Origin of the sequence: Bifidobacterium avesanii (genome assembly GCF_009299475.1) — a bacterium.
GTDB lineage: Bacteria > Actinomycetota > Actinomycetes > Actinomycetales > Bifidobacteriaceae > Bifidobacterium > Bifidobacterium avesanii.
This window is the reverse complement of sequence record NZ_WBSN01000009.1, coordinates 13,165-30,439: the sequence shown is the minus strand read 5'-3', so window position 1 is coordinate 30,439 and position 17,275 is coordinate 13,165. Positions and strand designations below refer to the sequence as shown.

The following is a 17,275-nucleotide window of genomic DNA, read 5'->3' as shown; positions in this document are numbered from 1 at the left end:
GGGGTTGGGTTGATGATGGGTTGATGATGGGTTGGGGATGACGCCAGGCGCCCGGCTCAGCCCCGTCCGGGAATGGCGTCCAGCAGCTGCCGGGTGTACGCCTCGGCCGGATGGCGGAGCACGCGTTCGACGGTCCCGTATTCCACGAGCCGGCCGCGACACATCACGGCCACGTCGTCCGCGATTTCGGAGACGACGGCGAGGTTGTGGGACACGAACACGTAGGTGAGGCCGAGATCGCGCTGCAGACCGGCGAGCAACCGGAGAATCTGATCCTGCACGGACACGTCCAGCGCGGACACCGGCTCGTCCAGAAACACGAGCTGCGGTTCGACGGCCAGGGCGCGCGCGATGGCGACGCGCTGAGACTGCCCGCCGGACAGCTCCCCCGGCCGGGCCTTGAGCACGGTCTGCGGCAGCGCCACGCGGTCGACGAGCTCGCGGACGCGGACCTCGCGCCGGGCGGCCGTTCCGTATCCGAAGGCGCGCAGAGGCTCCTCAATGGATTGGCGGACGGTGAGCGACGGGTCGAGCGAGTCGAACGGGTTCTGCTGGACGAGCTGGAAGTTGCGGCGCGCCTGTCGCAGGGCTCGGCCGCGCAGGGCGCCCAGATCGTCGCCGAGCACGCGGACCGCGCCGGACGTGGGCTTGTTGAGGGCCAGCGCCATGGACAGCAGCGTGGACTTGCCGGAGCCGGATTCGCCCACGATCGCCAGCGTGCGCCCGCGGTAGGCCTTCAGGGAGACGTGGTCGACGGCGGTGAGGACGCCGTGCGGGGCGCGCTCGCTCACGGCGGCCCGGTATTCGCGGGTCACGTCGAGCCAGCTGACCGCCGTGCGCTCGTCATCCCCGTCATTGCCGTCGGTTGCCGATGCGCCGTCAGCCATGGCACCGTCACCCCCGTTCCCGTTGTCGATCTTCGGCACGAGGGCGAGCAGCCGGCGCGTGTAGTCGCGGCTCGGATGGGCCAGCAGCGTGGCGGTGTCGTTCTGCTCGATCGCCTCGCCGTGCAGCATGACCAGGATGCGGTCGGCGCGGTCGGCGGCCACGGCCAGGTCGTGGGTGATCATGACGAGCGTGATGCCGCGTCTGCGGACCAGCGACGCCAGCAGGTCGAGGACGACCTTCTGCACGGTCACGTCCAGCGCGCTGGTCGGCTCATCCGCCACGATGATGCGCGGGTCCCCGGCGAGCGCCTGCGCGATGAGCACGCGCTGCTTGAGTCCGCCGGACAGTTCGTGAGGGTATTGGCGGGCCCGGAGCCCGGGATCGTCGATGCCCACCTCGGCGAGCAGCCGCAGGGATTCCGCGCGCACGTCGCCCGCTTCGCGGCCACGGTGCAGGCGCACGATCTCCGCGATCTGGTCGCCGATGCGCATGGTCGGGTCGAGGCTCGACTGCGGGTCCTGCGGCACGAAGCCGATGAGGCCGCCGCGCACGGACAGCCAGTCGCGTTCGTCGGCATGGGTCATGTCGCGGCCCTCGAGCAGGAAGCGGCCCTCGACGTCCGTCCCCTGCGGCAGCAGTCCGAGCAGCGCGTTGACGATCGTGGACTTGCCGGAGCCGGATTCGCCCACGATCGCAAGAACGCTGCCGGCGTCCGCGCGGAAGCTCACATGCCGCACGGCCTCCACCGTGCGCCGTTTGGTGCGGTAGGTGACGGATACGTCGGCCACTTCGAGCGCCGGGGTTCCGGCGGATTCGGTTCGGTTGCCGTTCGCCGCGTTCATCGCTTGAGCTCCTTTTCGCTGCGGGCGGCCAGCACAGTGACCGCGAGGACGGTAAGCACCACCACCAAGCCGGGCAGCAGCGGCACCCACGAACTGGTCATGAGGTAGCTGCGTCCCTCGTTGATGAGCGATCCCCATTCGGCCGCCGGAGGCTTGGCGCCGAAGCCGAGGAAGCTCAGCGTGGCCACGGCCATGATCACGCGGCCGAATTCCAGCAGCGCCAGCGAGAACACGGGGCCAAACACGTTGCGCAGCACATGGCGGGCGATGATGCCCGCCGGGGTGACGCCGGAGACGATGGCCGCCTCGATGTAGGCGCTGGAGCATACGCGCAGGGTCTGGGCGCGGGCGGTGCGCGCGAACGTGGGGATGGAGGCCACGCCGATGGCGACGGCCACGGGGATGGTGCCGAAGCCGATGGCGGTGACGATGGTGATGGACAGCAGCAGACCGGGAATGGACAGCAGCACGTCCACGAGCCGCATGAGCACGGCGTCCGTCGCACCGCCCACATATCCGGCGATCACGCCGAACAGCACGCCGACCGCGATGGCGATGGACAGGGAGACCAGCGAGGCGAGGATGGTTGACTGGGCGCCGTACACCACGCGGGAATACAGGTCGCGCCCGAGCTGGTCGGTGCCGAACCAGTGTTCGGCGCTGGGCGGCTGAAGCATCTTCGCGGGCGCGGTGGCGTATGGATCCCGCCGGGTCAGGGCCGCGGGACGGATGGCGGCGAGGATGACCAATGCGACGAACACGCCGGCGATCAGCGTCCCCGGGTATCTGACGGACGCATGGAGCCAGCCGCCCACGCGGCGCAGCGCCCTGCGCACCGCGCTCGGGTCCGCGAGTTCGGCCGTGCCCGCCCGCGGTGCGGCGATGGTCGTTTCCGCAACACTCATGATCGCTCCTTTCCAGCGGTTCGGACGATGATGCGCGGGTCGAAGACCGGATAGATCATGTCCACGGCGAGGTTGATGACGACGAACGCGGCCGCGGCGAGCAGCACGCATCCCTGGACGACGGGGATGTCCTGCGCCTGCACGGACTGCTGGATGAGCATGCCCACGCCCTGGCGGGAGAACACGGTCTCCGCCACGATCGCCCCCGTGACGGTGGATCCGACGATCATGCCCAGCACGGTGAACGCCGGCAGCGAGCCGTTCTTCACCACGTGCCGCAGGACGAGCCGCCCGCGGCCCAGTCCGCGCGCGCGGGCCGCCGTGATGAACGGGGAGGCCAGCGCCTCGTCGAAGCCGTTCATGAGCATGCGGCCGAGCAGCGCGGCGGGCGGGATGGACATGGTGACCACGGGCAGCACCATGGTCTCCCAGCCGTCCGCGCCCATGGCCGGCAACCAGCCGAGCGAGAACGAGAACACCTGCATGAGCAGGAGCCCCACCCAGAAGATCGGCACGGAGATGGTCACGTTCGGCACGAACCCGAGCAGGCCGCGCAATGCGGGATGCCGGGTGTAGGCGGCCAAAAACGCGAGACCGAACGCCACGACGACGGCGAGGGCGATGGCCAGCAGGCTCACGCCCAGCGTCATGCCGAGGCGCGAGGCGATGAGTCCGGAGACGGATTCGCCCTGCATATAGGAGACGCCGAGGTCGCCGTGCAGCGCCGCAAGCATCATGGCCGCGTACTGCACGAGCACCGGCCTGTCGAGCCCGTACTGGTGCGCGAGCGCCGCGATCTCCTGCGCGGAGGCGTCGTCCTGCCCGCGCGACTGCAGAATGGTCTGCATCGGATCGGATGGCAGCAGGTGGAGGATGATGAACGTGAGCGTGTAGGACGCCCACAGCACCACGACCGCCTGAAGCAGCCGCCTGCCGAGGTATGCGAGGTTCGCTTTGGTCATGGCCGTCGTCCTCCGTCCGTCACTTGGCCAGCCAGGCGTCGTAGAAGTCCACCCAGGATTCGCCGATGAACCTCGCGCCCTGCAGCTTGGCGGAGTGGGCGTAGTCCTGGCTGCGTTCGTACAGCGGGAAGACGGCGTACTGGTCGGCGAGCAGCTGCTGGAACTGCTTGTAGTCCTCGGCCCGCTTGGCCTCGTCGGATTCCTGGCCGCCGGCGCGGTAGAGATCCTGCGCCTTGGTCCAGTTCGCCTCGTCGAGCGAGAATTCGCCCGTCTTGTAGCTGGCCTGATCGCTGTAGTAGAGGTTCAGGGCCGACGGATCGTTGCGGGTGTATGAGGCGATGCTGTTCAGGTCATAGTCGCCGGACTGGTCGCGGGACTTGGCGACGGCCGCGGTCGTCTGGTCGAACTGGAGGTCCACGCCGATCTGCTTGAGTTCGTCGATGACGAGCTCCACGCCGGTTTTCTTGGTCTTGTCCAGCCAGTGCAGGGTGAGCTTCCTGCCGTCCTTGTAGCGGTAGCCGTCGGGGCCGAGCGTCCACCCGGCCTCGTCGAGCAGCTTGCCGGCGGCCTGCGGATCGTACTTGGTGAGTTCCGGCGTCGCGATGGCGTCGCTGGTGGTGGCGCCGTAGAAGCCCTTGACCACGGTGTAGTCCTTGCGGATGGCCGTCGAGGCGTAGGTGGCGCGGTCGATGGCCAGCGAGACCGCCTGCCGCACGCGCACGTCGGACAGAATCCGCCCCTCGCGCACGTTGGGATACAGGTTGAACGCCTGACCGGGCAGGGCGCGGCTTTCGACCGTGCCGCCGGCCGCCTTGATCTGCGTGGCGGCGTTGTCGGTGATCTGCTGGTCGGAGGGCGCCACGATCGCATCGACCTGTCCGCTCACGAGGCTGCCGGTGCGCACGGATTCCTCCGGGATGTACTGGTATTCGATGGCGTCGAGGTAGGCGGGGCCGTCGTGCTTGGCGAGCGCGGAATTTGCCTTGTAGTCGGCGCGCTTCCTGAGCACGGCCTTGGTTTTGGGATCGTAGGATTCGAGCGTGAACGCGGCCGTGCCATACAGCTTGCTGCCCGTGCAGCGCTGTTCGGGCGTCTGCTTGAGCGATTCGGGCGCCAGCATGCCGAGCTTGGTGATGGACGTGGCGCTCAGGAACGACGGATTGGGCTCCTTGAACGAGATCTCCACCGTGTCGTCGTCCACGGCTCGCACCTGATCGAGCGTCGTCAGCGCGGTCGAGGCGGGCACGCCCGGGGTCGCCGCCGCAGACTGGATGTTCTTCACCACGGCGTCGGCGTTGAAGGCCTCCCCGTTGGAGAAGGTGATGCCGTGCTTGAGGTTGAAGGTGTAGGTTTTGCCGTCGGGGCTGATCGTCCAGTCGGAGGCGAGCCACGGCTTGATCTCGTTGGTTTCGGGATCCTGGTCCGTCAGGGATTCGACGAACTGGCGCACGATGTTGCGCGAGCCGCTCCACGAGGCCTGCGAGGGATCGATGCACGAGTAGATGTCCGGGATCTCCGCGACTTTGAGCGTGCCTCCGGAGACGGGGGTTCCGCCGGCCGCCGACGAGCGCGAGGCGGCGTTGGCGCTGCCGCAGCCGGACAGGACGAGGACGGCGGCGAGCCCCGCGGCGGACAGGGTGACGGACAGCGGGCGGCGGGAGCGGAATGATGAAGACGAATGCGTTGGCATGATGGTTTCCTTGGAAGTTGAGGCGCCCGGCTCAGTCGGTGGCGAAGCCCTGCCGGGCGATGGCGCGGACGATGGGACGGGGGCGGGTGACCGGGGTGCGGCCGATACCGGCCACGTAGTCGGTGAACGAGGAGATGGGGTTGTCGGGATTGCGGCGCAGGTAGTAGTCGCGGACCTCGCGGTCGAAGTCCGCGAGCGGGGCGAGCGGGTCGGGGTTGGCGGCGTCGTCCGGATAGACGTCGTCGAAGAACTGCGCCCCGCGCGGCGGCCGGGGCTTCAGTTCCGGCACCTTGGCCGGGTAGCCGAGGGCCAGACCGAGCACCGGGAAGACGTGCCGCGGCAGGTGCAGCAGGTCGATCACGCGCTCGAGATCGAACGTGATGGCGCCCAGGATCACCGCGCCGAGGCCCAGCGACTCGGCGGCGGTTTCGGCCGCGTGCACGGCGAGCACCGCGTCGTCGTACGCCTGGAAGAACAGGGCCGACGTGGAGAACGGGGTGTCCGCATCCACGCTCACGCCCTTGGCCCGGGCGATGCGCAGGTTGCGGTGCTCGTCGGCCGCGAAGACGTACAGCAGGGGCGCCCGCGCGATGCGCGCGTGGCCGCAGATCTGCGCGATGGCCTCGCGGGTGCGCGGGTCCTTGACGCGGATGGCGGACCATGCGCTCAGCGACTGGCTGGTGGCGGTCTGGCGGGCCGCGTCCTCGATCGCGGCGACCGTCTCCGGCGCCACGGGACGATCCTCGAACTTGCGGATGGTGCGGCGCGAGGCGAGGATGCCCAGCGTCGGGTTGTCGAGTTGGTCCGGAGGGGACGCCGGGAATGGATGGTCGGTCATGTGCTTGCCCTTCTTCTTGGAATGATTGCCTTGGAGCGGTTGCCGTATGCGGACTGCGGGCGGCGGCGCGCCGTTGCCGCGGGAGATCGTCGGGAGGATGAGGCACGGCCGCGGACCGGTCGGACATCCCCTTCCGAGGGGTCCGCCGCCGTGCTTGCCCCTCACCATACGGCACGGCGCGCGGTGCGCGAACGGCGCGGCTACAGGCGCTGCTTATAGGCCGCTCAAAGCGCCGGCGCCCGGTCCCGCAACGCCGCGGGTTGATAGCGCGCGCTCAATTTCCCCGATAGCCCCGCGCCGACCGCGCGCTGATACGATGCCGCTTGTCTCACCGCAATCCAGCACGAAGGGGAACGACCATGGCATCACCGACCGCACGCGACGCGCGAGCCGCGCACGACGACGACCTGCCCGAACCGCACGCCGGCGGGCTCACCGACTATCTGGGCATCACGATCACGCAGTGCACCGCCGACCACGTGGAGGCCACCATGCCCATCACCGAACACCATCTGCAGGGCTACGGGTTCCTGCACGGCGGCGCCACGTGCGCGCTGCTGGAGACGGTGGGAGGCGTGGGCATGCACTTCCGCTTCGATCCGGCCACCGAGCGCGTGTTCGGCGTGGACATCCACATCCGCCACCGCCGCAGCGGGGTCAGGGGCGTGGTCACCGGCATCGCGGACTTCGACCACGTGAACGGCAACGAGTACTACTACCGCGTCCGGGCCGTGGACGAGGACGGCTGCGTGCTGTCCGACGGCGTGGTGATGAACAAGAAGGTGAGCATCGACTACCTCAGGCGCCGGCGGGCCGAGCAGCTGCGCGAGGAGGAGCGGAAGGAACGGGAGGACGGGGAGCGGGACCGCGCCGCGCGAACGACGGATAGCCGCGTATAAAACCCTCGTATAGCCGCGCGGTTCCGCGGCCGGCCAAAACCTGTTATCGTCGCCATCAACGGCAAAGAAACGCCATCAGGCGCCATCCCCTCTTCGCTTGTCACCACACCCAATCAGACATCACGAGAAGGGAATGCCATGTCCGAACCGCAGCAAACCAACGACGCGAACCGCTACGACCCGTATGCCACCGAGCAGGTGCGCTACGAGGTCAAAGACCACATCGCCACCATCACGCTCGACCACGCGCCCGCCAACGCGTTCGGCTACGCGCAGTCCCGCCAGTTCGTCGACGCCTTCACCCGGGCCGACCGGGACGACGACGTGCGCGTCATCATCCTGAGGGCCGAGGGCCGCATCTTCTCCGGCGGCCATGACCTCAAGGAGTCCAAGAACCCGCCGGTCATCCCCGAGGGCGAGATTCCGCCCAAGGAGCTCGGCCCCAAAACGTTCCCCCAGCCGACCCTGGTCTCCAAGCCGGTGATCACGCTCGTGCAGGGCTGGGCGGTGGGCGGCGCCTTCTGCGTGGTCGCCTACTCCGACATCGTCATCGCCTCCCCCGAGGCCAAGTTCGGCGTGCCGGAGGTCAAGATCGGCGCGGTGGGCGGCACCGGGGGCGCCGCATGGGCCCTGCCGACGCACGTCGCCTCGTATCTGGCCCTGACCGGCGCGCCGATCGACGCCGAACGCGCGTACCAGGTCGGCTTCGTCAACGAGATCGTCCCCAAGGACAAGCTGGTGGAGGAGGGCGAGCGCGTGGCGCGGCTCATCCTCGCCAACCCTCCCATCACCGTCAGGTACATCAAGCAGTCCCTGCGCGACATCTACCCGCTGAGCCGCATCACCGAACCCGTGCGCATCAATGCCGCCCGCAACGACGTGGCTCTCAACACCGAGGACGCGCGCGAGGCCGTCGCCGCGTTCGTGGAGAAGCGGGCGCCGGTGTTCCACGGCCGCTGAGCCGCATCGCCGCGATCCCGTCATTCCCCATCAATCCAACCTCATCAATCCAGCCATCCGCGCAACCATCCATCCAAACCCACCGATCCCAAGGAAACCCAACCCATGACCGACTTCGCCCAGGAATACCGCGCCAAGCTGCGCACCGTCCCCCAGATCCTCGACCTCATCCACTCGCACGACACCATCGTCGCCGGCAGCTCCGGGGACGAGCCGATCCAGGTGCTGCGCGAACTGCACACCATCGCCGACCGCGTCGAGGACGTGAAGGTGCTGCTCTACGGCCTGCCCGAGCCGTTCGAGTTCGCCACGAACCCCGCCTACCGCGGCTCGTTCCGCACGGTATCCAGCTTCTCCGACCGCAACACCCGCGCCGCGCACGACGCCCGCACCATCAGCTTCGTGCCCTCGCACGGCCACGACGCCGTGGACACCGCGCGCCGCGGGCTCGCCGAGAACCCGGAGGTCTACATCGGGCAGGCGTCCGCGCCGGACAGGAACGGCTTCGTGAGCTTCGGCGGCGGCACCGGCAACTTCTGGCAGGCGCACAAGGCCAAGACGGTGATCATCGGCATCAACCCCAACATCCCGCACACCTCCGGCTACACCGAGCTGCACATTTCGGACATCGACTACTTCTACGAGGCCGAGGAGCGCCCGCTGCACTCCCTCGCCGACGTGCCGCCCGCCAACGACGTGGAACTGGCGATCGGGCGCAACGTGGCCGGGCTCATCGCCGACGGCTCGACCATCCAGCTGGGCGTGGGCAAGGCGCCGGCCGCCTCCGCGCAGTTCCTCGCGGACAAGAACGACCTCGGCATCCATTCGGAGATGATGCCGGGCAGCCTGCTGCCGCTCATCCAGTCGGGCGTGATCAACGGCAGGGCCAAGACGTTCCTGCCGTACAAGCACGTGGCCGCGTTCCCCGCGCCGTTCAAGGAGTTCTACGAGTACATCGACTACAACCCGAGCTTCCTGTTCCTGCCGATCAGCTACGTGAACTCGGCGGACGCGATCACACGCCACCGGCGCATGGTGTCCGTCAACTCGGCGCTGCAGGTCGATCTGACCGGCCAGATCGACTCGGAGACGCTCGGTTCCACGCAGTTCTCCGGCACGGGCGGCGCGGCGGACTTCGCCATCGGCGCGAGCCGCGCGCCCGAGGGCAAGTCGATCATCGCCATCCCCTCCACCGCCGGCCACGGCGAGGTTTCGCGCATCCAGCCGGTCCTGAGCCCAGGCTCGGTGGTCTCCATCTCCCGCAACGACATCGACTACGTGGTCACCGAGTACGGCGTGGCGGCCCTGCGCGGCGTGCCCGTGGACGAGCGCGTGCGCCGGCTCATCGCCATCGCCCACCCGAAGTTCCGCGACGAGCTGACCGAAGGCGCCGAGCGTTACCGCCTCTGGTAGGCCCACGTCGTGTCAGGGCGGGCCGATAGGCTCGGAGGCATGGGGAACAGCAACGATCGCACACGCACGCCGGAGCGTCCGGACGCCACCGATGGGGACGGGGACGCGCTGACGTTCGAGGCGGCGCGGGCCGCGTTCGCCACGGCCGGCGAGGCATGGGACCCGGACGCCTGCCGGGACTCGTCGACGCGGCTGGTCATGAGCGACCAGAACCCCTTCCGCCTCAAGGTGGCGGTGTACGGGGACGACCTCAAGGACGACCTCGCCGCGAGCCACGCCTTCGCCGGCTGCGTGGTCGACCAGCTCGACCGCGCGCTCGCCTACGTGGACGAAACCTCGCGGGACGCCGCCGCCCGACGCGCGCCCGACGATTCCGACGACCCCCATGCCATCGTCTCGCCCGTGCCGGAGCGCGCGCTGCGCGAGGCGCTCGTCAACGCCCTGATGCACCGCGACTACGCCGACTACCCCGGCGCGACCATCGTCAGCGTGCTGCCCTCCTCAATCGAGGTCGTCTCACTGGGCGGCCTGTACGGCGACCTCACCATCAACGACCTGCTCAACGGCGCCAGCCAGCCGCGCAACGCCGAACTGGCCGAGCTGTTCGAGCGGCTCGGCCTCGCGCGGAACGTGGGCCGCGGCATCCAGCGCATCATGGCCGCGTACGACGACGCGATCGACGCCCCGCAGCTGCGCGTGGCCCCGTCCTCCGTGGCGGTCATCCTGCCCCTGCTGCGCGTGGCGAAGCCGGACATCAAGGGCGGCACCGGCGCAAACGGAAACCCCGACGGCGGCGCATCCGGCCCGGACGCCGCGAACCGGGGCTCCGGCCGGGACGGGGCGAACCACACCGCGCGCAAGTACCGCTTCCCGTACCAGCAGGGCCGCTTCGTGCAGCGCATCGCCGACGGGGACGACGCCGATCAGATCGAACTGCGCCGCGTCCCCGTCGAAGTCCCGCCGACGCACGGCAGCGGAAACCCGCACGACGGCCGGCCCGCGCCGCTGCCACCCCTGTCCCTGCCGCTCGTCGCCCGGCCGGCGAAGCCGCTCACCGACCCGGCGCTGCGCCCCGCGACCAGCCGCCTCGACCACAGCCACGTTGAGGCGATGACGCTCGCCTTCATCATCGAGAGAGGCGTGCCGATCACGCGCGTCGAGATCCAGGAGCGGTTCAACCTGTCCAAGGCGCAGGTCAACTACGCCCTGCGCGGGCTCACGGCGGCGGGCAAGGTGCGCCGCGTCGGGAATTCGCGCGCCACCCGCTACGAGGCCGTCACCGTCTGAGTCCCGTCACTCCCTCGCTCCCCGAGCTCGACCAGCGTGACCGACCACGGCTTGAGGCTCAGCGCGAACCGCAGCGGACGCCCCTCGTCCACCGGCAGGCGCGACTCGTTCACGCGCCGCTGGATCCCCTGCGACGCCTCGCCCTCGTAGTCGAGCGCGTTCTTGGCGTGCGGACCGCCGTACAGCGTCTCCACGCGCAGCCTCAGCCGCCCCGCGTCCACCGCCGCCGCGGACGGGCGCACCTCGACGGTCGCCGACTCCGCGTCGCCGGACACGTTGACGATCTTCACGATCCTGCGGAACGGCTCGTCCTCGCCGCTCGCGCTCACGAACAGCCGCCCGTCCGCGTCCTCCCCGGCCGCGCCCGCCACGTCGGCCGCATAGGCCGTGCGCCCCACGTGCGCGGAAAACAGCCGTTCCGCCTCGGCGTTGACCGTGGGAGAGACGCGCGAGGGGCTAAACTCGATGAGGTTGTGGTTCCACACCTTGCCGCTCACCAGCGCGAGCAGCGGCGCGTACGACGTCATGCGCACCACGTCCGAATTGCGTTCGCAGCCGGTGAGGAACGCGGCCTCGGCGAGCGCGGAACGCCACTGGTTCGCGGCCCTCTCGGTCTGCGGCTGCGCGGCGAAGAACCCGTTGGCGGAGTATTCGCCGAAGTACACGCCGGCACCGTCGCGCGGGTAGTCGTCGAACCGGTGCGCCTGCCCGATGAACCATTCGGGAGAATGGTAGGAGTGCTCGTCCACCACGATCGCGTCGCCCGTGGCGCTCCCCCGCGCGGCCAGCAGCTCGCCGGTGGCGCCCGGCACGTGCCCAGCGGCGATCGCGCGGGCGTGCCTCCACGCGGGGCGCATGGGCAGAGAGAACGGGAACAGGCCGGCGCTCATCACGCACAGCATGTCCGGGTGGCGGTCGTGGACGGCGGAGCTGATCGCGTCGAACTTGGCCTGGTAGTCGGCGCCGAAGTTCTCGTTGCCCACGCCGATCATGTCGAGCCCGAACGGTCCGGGATGCCCCATCGCCGCGCGCACGGCTGCCCACCCGCCGTTCGCCGGGTCGCCGTTGGCGAAGTCGATGAGGTCGAGGTAGTCGCCGATCACCGCGCGGAACGCGTCGGACTCGATGGGCATGTGCTGCGGGTCCCGGTACGGCGACTGGCAGCTGATGCCGGCGAACAGCGTGGGCAGCGGCTTGGCGCCCAGGTCCTCGCACAGGCAGAAGTACTCGTAGAAGCCGATCTGGTAGCTCTGCGAATAGCTCGAACCGTCCGGCGTCTTGTACGCCCACATGTTCGGCTTCTGGCGGCGGGCGGGCAGAGCGCCCACCGTGTCCTTCCACCGGTACTCGTTGCCCGGCGTCACGCCCTCGGCGATGCACCCGCCGGGGAAGCGCACGAAGCTCGGCCTCAGCGCGGCGATCGCCTCGACCAGATCGCGCCGCAGCCGCCCGTGGCGCCACTTCAGGTCGCCGACGCCCCACGAGTCGGCGCGCATGAGGCTCACGCAGTCCAGATCCACCGTCAGCAGGTCGTCGTCCTCGCCGGAACCGCCGGCAGCGCCACCCTGCGAGGCTTCGCCGCACGGCTGGTCGTCCAGTACGTCGATGCGCAGGCGGCCGTACCGGCTGATCGTCCCCTCGAGCGTGCACCGCACCCGCGTCCAGCCGCTTCCCGCCTCCGGCAACGTCACCACCTCGGCCTCCACCAGCGCCACGCAGTCCTCGTCGATCACGCGCACGCCCAGCCGCCCGCGCCCGGCCACCGTCCGCACCAGCGCGCTGAACTCGTAGGTCTCCCCGGCCTCCACGGCCATCGCACACTCCCCCTCGCGTTCGCCGCCGCCGTTGTAGCCCAGGTTCTCGATGTACGACTTGTTGGTGTGCGAAAGCCTCGTGACGCGCACGTACCGGCTGTTGGCATGCACGGGCGGCGCCGGGCACTGGCGGGACGTGTCGATCCACTGGCCGCGCTCACCCTGCACGCGCGCGCCGCAGCTTTCCGCCCTGAGCCCCACGAACCGCCAGAACCGCAGCGGGTCGGACTCGCACTGCCAGCGCTCGCGCCCGTGCAGGTGCAGGCTGCGGTGGCGCAGGTAGACGCCGTCGAAGCTGTAGTTGTTCACCATGTTCGCGTTGAGCCCGCCGTCCACCGCATAGTTGATGTCCTCGAGGAACACGCCGTAGAGCCGCTCGGACATGGGGTGCAGGGCCCCGCCTATGGAAATCGTCGCCATGGCACCATCATTCCACGCCCGGCGGGCATATTTTCGATTCGTGTGGTGGTTTCCGGCGGCCATGCCACATATGGGCCGCGGGAAAACGGCGGAACCGCGTCATGCCCATCCGTTCCATCGCCCGGAAACCGCCACACGAATCGAAAATACGGGCGCCCGCGGAGGCCGGGCGCCACCGCCGCCCCTCCTCTCAGGGCTCGATGACCCAGCTCAGCGCCAGCAGCGCGGCCACGAACAGCACGTTGACGCCCGTGTACACCGCGAGGTAGCGGCCCTTGCGGTCGGGGTACTTCGCCACCGTGCCCTTGTAGGAGATGAGCGAGGCCATGGAGGCGATGAGCGTGCCCATGCCGCCCAGATTGGTGCCGATGATGAGCGGGCGCCACTGGTCGCAGAAGCCGGAGAGCAGCAGGGTGGTCGGCACGTTGCTGATGACCTGGCTGGACGCGATGGCCACCTCGAGCGGATGGTCGCCGACGAGCGAGGCGGCGAGGCCGGCGAATTCGGGCACGCGCTTCATGTTGCCGATGAACACGAAGAACGCGCAGAACGTGAGCGGCAGGCCCCAGTCGACGTAGCGGAACACGCGGCGGTCGGTCACGAGGAACGTCGCCGCGACGATCGCGCACATGGCCCACAGCGGCAGCACGTCGCCCACGGCGAGCAGGCAGACCACGAACAGGGCGGCGTACACGGGCGTCCTCCATCCGCCGTGGCCCGCGCCGTAGCCGGTCAGGCGGATCTCGTCGGGCTGGTGCTTGCCCCGCTCGGGAGCGAGCACGCCGCGCTCGATGCCGTTGCCGTCGAGCCCGCCGAGCCCCTCGCCCACCGGCGTGGAGTCGAAGGCGAGGCACACGCCGGCCACGATCAGCGCGGCGGCGAGGGCCGAATACGGCGCCATGATGCCGATGAACTCGAGCGTCGGCATGCCGGTGAGGGCCTTCAGGTACAGGTTGTGCGCGTTGCCGATGGGCGTGAGCATGCTGCCCACGTTGGCGGCGACGGTCATGAGCGTGGCCACGAGGATGGTGCGGTCCTCGAGCCCGGCCATGATGAGCACGGCGATGGCGAAGGGCACGAAGGTGACGAGCGCCACGTCGTTGGTGATGAGCATGGCGGAGAGGAACGGCAGCGCGACGAGCACGAGCACGAGTCCGCGCGCGGTGCTCACGCGGCGCAGCAGGCGCGAGCCGATGATGCGGAACAGCCCGATGCGCTGCATGCCGCACACCACGACCATGAGGCTCACGAGCTGGGCGATGGTGCTCGTGTGGATGTAGCCGGCATATTCGGCGTCCGGCGGCACGATGAAGCAGGAGACGATCGCCAGCACGGTCGCCACGATGAGTACGGTTTCACGCTTGAGTACCGTGACCAGCCAGCGGCGCATCAATTCCTCCATGAATTGTTCCGAACCGTCCCGGACCATTCCGGACCGTTCGGCGAAAGACTGTTTTTCTCTGCATGATAACGTCAACCGCGAAAAAACTACGTAGTCTACGAGTGTCGGGGCGGGTGCGGCGGCAACGGAAGCCCGATTTTTCACCGGGAACGGCTTCGCGGCGCCGGCGGCGGCCCAAAATCGCGCATTCCGTTGCCGCCGGGCGTCCGGGGGCCCGGCAACGCGAACCACACGACAACGCGAACCAGGCGACGGCGCGGGCCGCCGACGGACCGGCCCCTTCGCTATGCTGGGGCGCATGACGCTCACCAAGAAACAGACCAAGCAACTGCGCGCGCTGGCGAACGCGCTCAAGCCCCTCGTGTACATCGGCAAAAACGACATCACCGACGCCCTGACCAAGCAGGCCGACGAGACGCTCGAAAGCCACGAGCTCGTCAAGTTCCAGATTCAGGACGGCTCCGGCTACACCGCCAAGGAGGCCGCCGCGGAGCTGGCCGAGGCGCTGGGCGCCGAAGTCGTGCAGACCATCGGCAACCGCGCGGTGCTCTACCGCCGCTCCAAGCGCGACGACGTGGAGCACATCCAGCTCGTGCGCGAGTAACGACCGGCAGACGCGCGACTGCGCGCATCCGTCGATCCAACGGCCCGTCCTCCACCACGGAGGGCGGGCCGTTCGCATACCCGGGCCGGCCAAGCCGGCGATCCGCCCCCTCAACATGAACGCGACATAGCCGCCGCATGACGAACATGAACATTCGGGGCCCGCACGATGAAGCCCCGCACCCGGCCGACGAGTCCCCGGCGATCCCCTGCCATACTGGGTCACGTTCATACCGCGTCGGTCATGAGGCCGGCACGCCGTAAGGGGATGCCATCATGGCAATCACAATCAGCAATCTCAGCAAAACCTATTCCAACGGGTATCAGGCGCTCAAAAACATCAGCTTCGACATCGCGGACGGCGACCTCGTCTGCCTGCTCGGCCCCAGCGGCTGCGGCAAGTCCACCACGCTGAACATCATCGCCGGCCTGCTCGACCCGACCTCCGGCGACATCGGCATCGACGGCCATTCGATCATCCACGAGCATCCCAAGGACCGCAACATCGGCATGGTGTTCCAGGACTACGCGCTCTACCCGCACATGACCGTCCTCGAAAACGTCGAATTCCCGCTGCGCGTGGGCGACCACCGCAAGCCGAAGGCCGAGGCGGAGCGCATCGCCCACCGCTACATGGCCATGACCGGCATCGAGGAGATGGCGGACAAGAAGCCCGGGGCCATGTCCGGCGGCCAGCAGCAGCGCGTGGCCATCGCCCGCGCGCTCGTGGGCGACCCGAAGGTGCTGCTGCTCGACGAGCCGCTGAGCAACCTCGACGCCCGTCTGCGCCTGCGCATCCGCGAGGAGATCCGCCGGCTGGTCAAGTCCACCGGCATCACCACGGTGTTCGTCACGCACGATCAGGAGGAGGCGCTGTCCATCAGCGACCGCATCGCCCTGATGAACCAGGGCGTGATCCAGCAGTACGACGTACCCCAGCAGCTCTACCTCAACCCGGCGAACCTCTTCGTCGCCAAGTTCCTCGGCAGCCCCATCATCAACCTGTTCGACCTCGCCTACGACCAGTCGCGCAAGGCCCTGACCGGCCCCACGTTCGACATCCCGCTCGACCGCCTCGACCGCGGCCGCATGCGCGACGGGCTCGCCAGGGCGCTCGCGTCCGGCAAGGTGATCGCCGGCATCCGCCCGGAGCACTTTCTGGTGGCCGACGCCGGCCGGACGCCCGACTTCACCGTCACGATCGACTCGGTGGAGATGATCGGGCGCTACAGCGTGCTGCACTTCGACGCGGACGGCGTCCACGCCGCCTCCACGGTGGACGCCCGCTCCCCCATCCGCGACGGCGACCGGGTCGGCTACGTGATCGACTACGGCGACATCTTCCTGTTCGACGAGCAGGGAACGAGGCTGTACTGATGAGCGCCGCAACGACTTCCCCCGCCAAGACCGCCAAGGTCTCCACGGCCACCAAGGTCTCCACGGCAACCCGGCGCGGCCCGTTCTCCTACAGCGCCGAGCGCCAGCCCCGCGCATGGCTGTTCCTCGCCCCGGCGCTGTTCTTCATCGCCCTGTTCAACGTGTGGCCGCTGATCCGCATCTTCGTCATGGCGTTCCAGACCAACAGCCTACGCCGCCCGAAGTTCGCCGGCGCCGACAACTTCGCATTCGTGGTCGCGGACCCGGAGTTCCACACGGCCATCGCCAACACGGCCGTCTTCGCCGTGGTGGTGGTGCCGATGGGCATGGTCATCTCCATGGCCATCGCGCTCACGCTCAACGGGCGCATGAAGGGCGGGCGCTTCTTCGAGGCGCTGTTCTTCATCCCATACCTCACCAGCGTGATCGCCATCGGCATCGTGTTCCGCTACCTGCTCAACGGCGACTACGGCGTGCTTAACTTCCTGCTCGGCAAGGTGGGGATCGGCCCGTTCGACTTCCTCAACGACCCGAGGCTCAACATGGCCGCGCTGCTGATCTTCGGCGTCTGGTCGTGCCTCGCGTTCAACATCATCATCATGCTGTCGGGTCTGCGCTCGATCAACCGCAACTACTACAAGGTGGCGGACATGTACGGCGCCACCGGCTGGCAGCAGCTCCGGCGCATCACGCTGCCGCAGATGATCCCCATGCTCACGTTCCTCGCGATCGTGAACTTCATCAACAGCTTCAAGGTGTACACGGAGGTGTACGCCCTGTTCAACGGCAAGGCCGGCATCGGCAACAGCGCCACCACGGCCGTGTTCTACATCTTCAACAAGTTCTACGTGGATCACAAGTACGGTCAGGGCATGGCGGCCGGCGTGCTGCTGTTCCTGCTCATCCTCGCGTTCACGCTGCTTGAGAACGCGCTGCTCAAGAAGCTTTCCAAGTAAGTGACAGGCAAGTGATATC

Annotated in this window: 14 protein-coding genes; 7 read left to right on the top strand and 7 right to left on the bottom strand. The window is 68.6% G+C overall.

What is annotated here, in order from left to right:
- Positions 1-56 precede the first annotated feature (56 nt).
- The 5 genes from DSM100685_RS06070 to DSM100685_RS06050 are packed head-to-tail and all read right to left on the bottom strand — an operon-like array spanning position 57 to position 6,125.
- A complete protein-coding gene (locus tag DSM100685_RS06070; protein ID WP_152350465.1) occupies positions 57-1,730 on the bottom strand; it encodes a dipeptide ABC transporter ATP-binding protein in 1,674 nt (557 codons plus the stop codon).
- Positions 1,727-2,635 (bottom strand): ABC transporter permease, encoded by a 909-nt coding sequence (locus DSM100685_RS06065; RefSeq protein WP_152350464.1) that lies wholly within the window; start codon positions 2,633-2,635, stop codon positions 1,727-1,729. The genes DSM100685_RS06070 and DSM100685_RS06065 overlap by 4 nt, the downstream gene beginning before the upstream one ends.
- Complete coding sequence (locus tag DSM100685_RS06060) at positions 2,632-3,597, bottom strand: ABC transporter permease (protein ID WP_152350463.1); 966 nt, start codon at positions 3,595-3,597, stop codon at positions 2,632-2,634. The genes DSM100685_RS06065 and DSM100685_RS06060 overlap by 4 nt, the downstream gene beginning before the upstream one ends.
- Positions 3,598-3,616: 19 nt before the next feature.
- Positions 3,617-5,287 carry an ABC transporter substrate-binding protein gene (locus tag DSM100685_RS06055; RefSeq protein ID WP_152350462.1) on the bottom strand — a complete coding sequence of 557 codons (1,671 nt, stop codon included), beginning with the start codon at positions 5,285-5,287 and terminating at the stop codon, positions 3,617-3,619.
- A gap of 31 nt (positions 5,288-5,318) precedes the next feature.
- On the bottom strand, positions 5,319-6,125 hold the full coding sequence (locus tag DSM100685_RS06050) for a nitroreductase family protein (RefSeq protein WP_152350461.1): 807 nt from the start codon (positions 6,123-6,125) through the stop codon (positions 5,319-5,321).
- Positions 6,126-6,484: 359 nt separating this feature from the next.
- Between DSM100685_RS06050 and DSM100685_RS06045 the strand changes: the two genes are divergently transcribed.
- The 4 genes from DSM100685_RS06045 to DSM100685_RS06030 all read left to right on the top strand — a co-directional run bounded on the left by DSM100685_RS06045 (position 6,485) and on the right by DSM100685_RS06030 (position 10,684).
- Positions 6,485-7,024, top strand: a complete 540-nt coding sequence (locus DSM100685_RS06045) for a PaaI family thioesterase (RefSeq protein WP_152350460.1) — start codon at positions 6,485-6,487, stop codon at positions 7,022-7,024.
- A gap of 138 nt (positions 7,025-7,162) precedes the next feature.
- Positions 7,163-7,984 (top strand): enoyl-CoA hydratase/isomerase family protein, encoded by an 822-nt coding sequence (locus tag DSM100685_RS06040; protein ID WP_152350459.1) that lies wholly within the window; start codon positions 7,163-7,165, stop codon positions 7,982-7,984.
- A gap of 105 nt (positions 7,985-8,089) precedes the next feature.
- A complete protein-coding gene (locus tag DSM100685_RS06035; protein WP_152350458.1) occupies positions 8,090-9,397 on the top strand; it encodes an acetyl-CoA hydrolase/transferase family protein in 1,308 nt (435 codons plus the stop codon).
- Positions 9,398-9,436: 39 nt separating this feature from the next.
- Entirely contained in the window at positions 9,437-10,684 is a 1,248-nt protein-coding gene (locus DSM100685_RS06030; RefSeq protein ID WP_152350457.1) for an ATP-binding protein, read from the top strand.
- On the opposite strand, the gene DSM100685_RS06025 is transcribed toward DSM100685_RS06030, so the two are convergent.
- Complete coding sequence (locus DSM100685_RS06025; RefSeq protein ID WP_152350456.1) at positions 10,663-12,918, bottom strand: alpha-L-arabinofuranosidase C-terminal domain-containing protein; 2,256 nt, start codon at positions 12,916-12,918, stop codon at positions 10,663-10,665. The two genes, DSM100685_RS06030 and DSM100685_RS06025, sit on opposite strands and share 22 nt — an antisense overlap.
- A gap of 190 nt (positions 12,919-13,108) precedes the next feature.
- Positions 13,109-14,308, bottom strand: coding sequence for an SLC13 family permease (locus DSM100685_RS06020; RefSeq protein ID WP_152350515.1), 1,200 nt, complete (start codon positions 14,306-14,308; stop codon positions 13,109-13,111).
- Between the two features lie 310 nt (positions 14,309-14,618).
- Here DSM100685_RS06020 and DSM100685_RS06015 point away from each other — a divergent pair, with 310 nt between their 5' ends.
- The 3 genes from DSM100685_RS06015 (at position 14,619) to DSM100685_RS06005 (ending at position 17,256) form a co-directional block, all read left to right on the top strand.
- Positions 14,619-14,924 carry a YhbY family RNA-binding protein gene (locus DSM100685_RS06015; protein ID WP_152350455.1) on the top strand — a complete coding sequence of 102 codons (306 nt, stop codon included), beginning with the start codon at positions 14,619-14,621 and terminating at the stop codon, positions 14,922-14,924.
- A gap of 275 nt (positions 14,925-15,199) precedes the next feature.
- A complete protein-coding gene (locus DSM100685_RS06010; RefSeq protein WP_152350454.1) occupies positions 15,200-16,300 on the top strand; it encodes an ABC transporter ATP-binding protein in 1,101 nt (366 codons plus the stop codon).
- Positions 16,300-17,256, top strand: coding sequence for a carbohydrate ABC transporter permease (locus DSM100685_RS06005; RefSeq protein WP_152350453.1), 957 nt, complete (start codon positions 16,300-16,302; stop codon positions 17,254-17,256). Before DSM100685_RS06010 ends, DSM100685_RS06005 begins: the two co-directional genes overlap by 1 nt.
- Positions 17,257-17,275 lie beyond the last annotated feature (19 nt).

Coding starts and splice junctions, on each gene's coding strand:
- DSM100685_RS06050 (WP_152350461.1), bottom strand. CDS start 6,125: ATGACCGACCATCCATTCCCGGCGTCCCCTCCGGACCAACTCGACAAC.
- DSM100685_RS06065 (WP_152350464.1), bottom strand. CDS start 2,635: ATGAGTGTTGCGGAAACGACCATCGCCGCACCGCGGGCGGGCACGGCC.
- DSM100685_RS06060 (WP_152350463.1), bottom strand. CDS start 3,597: ATGACCAAAGCGAACCTCGCATACCTCGGCAGGCGGCTGCTTCAGGCG.
- DSM100685_RS06040 (WP_152350459.1), top strand. CDS start 7,163: ATGTCCGAACCGCAGCAAACCAACGACGCGAACCGCTACGACCCGTAT.
- DSM100685_RS06005 (WP_152350453.1), top strand. CDS start 16,300: ATGAGCGCCGCAACGACTTCCCCCGCCAAGACCGCCAAGGTCTCCACG.
- DSM100685_RS06035 (WP_152350458.1), top strand. CDS start 8,090: ATGACCGACTTCGCCCAGGAATACCGCGCCAAGCTGCGCACCGTCCCC.
- DSM100685_RS06070 (WP_152350465.1), bottom strand. CDS start 1,730: ATGAACGCGGCGAACGGCAACCGAACCGAATCCGCCGGAACCCCGGCG.
- DSM100685_RS06055 (WP_152350462.1), bottom strand. CDS start 5,287: ATGCCAACGCATTCGTCTTCATCATTCCGCTCCCGCCGCCCGCTGTCC.
- DSM100685_RS06015 (WP_152350455.1), top strand. CDS start 14,619: ATGACGCTCACCAAGAAACAGACCAAGCAACTGCGCGCGCTGGCGAAC.
- DSM100685_RS06030 (WP_152350457.1), top strand. CDS start 9,437: ATGGGGAACAGCAACGATCGCACACGCACGCCGGAGCGTCCGGACGCC.
- DSM100685_RS06025 (WP_152350456.1), bottom strand. CDS start 12,918: ATGGCGACGATTTCCATAGGCGGGGCCCTGCACCCCATGTCCGAGCGG.
- DSM100685_RS06045 (WP_152350460.1), top strand. CDS start 6,485: ATGGCATCACCGACCGCACGCGACGCGCGAGCCGCGCACGACGACGAC.
- DSM100685_RS06020 (WP_152350515.1), bottom strand. CDS start 14,308: ATGCGCCGCTGGCTGGTCACGGTACTCAAGCGTGAAACCGTACTCATC.
- DSM100685_RS06010 (WP_152350454.1), top strand. CDS start 15,200: ATGGCAATCACAATCAGCAATCTCAGCAAAACCTATTCCAACGGGTAT.